We start from the raw sequence: 1,363 nt of genomic DNA, 5'->3' as shown, positions 1-1,363 counted from the left end.
AGGCCTGCAGATCGTCAGCGTCAATGTCGCCGGCGACGGCACCAGCGCCTCCGGCGGACCGCTGCCGGCTGCTTCGATCAGCACGTCGGCGGGTCCGAACGACACGGCGAGCGTCTCCAATTTCCGCATCAGCGCTGCCAACCTCGATGGCGCGGGTGCTGCGAACGAACGCGTCATCACCTTCCGGATCACCGCCAAGATAGACCATGCGGCCTTCCCCGCACCGGCAACGGTCGACAACCAGGGAGAGATCAAGGTTTCGCTGCGAGGCGGGCCGGCAACGACCATCCCCTCGCAGGATCCGGACAAGCTAGACGACGGCGATTTCCTCACCGGGGTGAAAACCTCGATCAGGATCGACCTGACCAAATGCAACCCGCCGCCTCCGCCTCCCGGCAAGGAATGCTTCAAGGTCGAGCGCGGCACTGTCGATTGCGTGCCCCGCGGCGGCGCCTTCGTCTACCACATGCCGGTCGGACCGGAGATGGGCGGCAAATGGGTGCAGGTGGCGACGACCACGCCCGGCATCAGCATCGTTCCCGACACGCAGAAAGTGCCGGTCGGCGGCGGCGTGCTGAACTGGAAGATCATCGGCGCCTCGCCCGGCGAGACCATCCACCTCATCGTCACCGGCATCGAGACCTATGCCGGGCCGAAGGCGGGCTGGGGGCTCTGCTGCACGCAGGTCATCGACATCGTCATCCCGCGTGATCTGAGATGCCCGCCGAAGGACAAGGAGCCGGACCTCAAGGTCGAGAAGCATGCCGACGTGCCGCGCTGCACGATGGCCGGCGGCTGCGACTTCACCATCACCGTCACCAATGTCGGCGACGCGCCCTATAACGGCAAGATCGTGCTCGACGAGGTGACGTTGCCGGCAGGCTCGGTGCTGACTTCAGGGCCGAATGCGCCCTGGGTCTGCGTGCCCGGCACGACGCCGATGACCTGCACCTATCCGGTAACGACGCTCAACCCCGGCGCCGCGGTCAACCTCAAGCTCGGTTTCAAGCCGGCGGGCGGCTGGCAGGGCGGCGCGTTGCGCAACTGCGCCGCCTATGACTACCAGGCCAGCGGCAAGCCGCTGTTCGGCAGCCAGCAGAACGACCGCGGCTGCGCTTCGATCCCGATCTGCAGCCGTGGCGATCGCGATCCGCAGTGCAATCCGCCGGTCGAGAAGAAGGTCGACCTGATCCTGAAGAAGCGCGCCCGCACCCCGGTCTGCACGCCGGACGGCGTTTGCTCTTTCGTGATCGACATCATCAACAACGGCACCGGCACCTATAACGGGCCGCTGACGGTGATCGACACCTATCCGGGCGGCGCGCCGACCTCGTCGACCTTCGGGCCGAGCCTGCCATGGGCT

At 66.5% G+C, this 1,363-nt stretch carries 1 pseudogene; it reads left to right on the top strand.

The window, feature by feature from the left end:
* Nucleotides 1-1,363, top strand: a pseudogene (locus EOA27_RS36620) (DUF11 domain-containing protein); the annotation flags it as partial.

This window comes from Mesorhizobium sp. M2A.F.Ca.ET.037.01.1.1 (assembly GCF_003998075.1).
GTDB lineage: Bacteria > Pseudomonadota > Alphaproteobacteria > Rhizobiales > Rhizobiaceae > Mesorhizobium.
The sequence above is the reverse complement of the archived record's forward strand: the minus strand, read 5'-3'. Positions and strand labels throughout refer to the sequence as shown.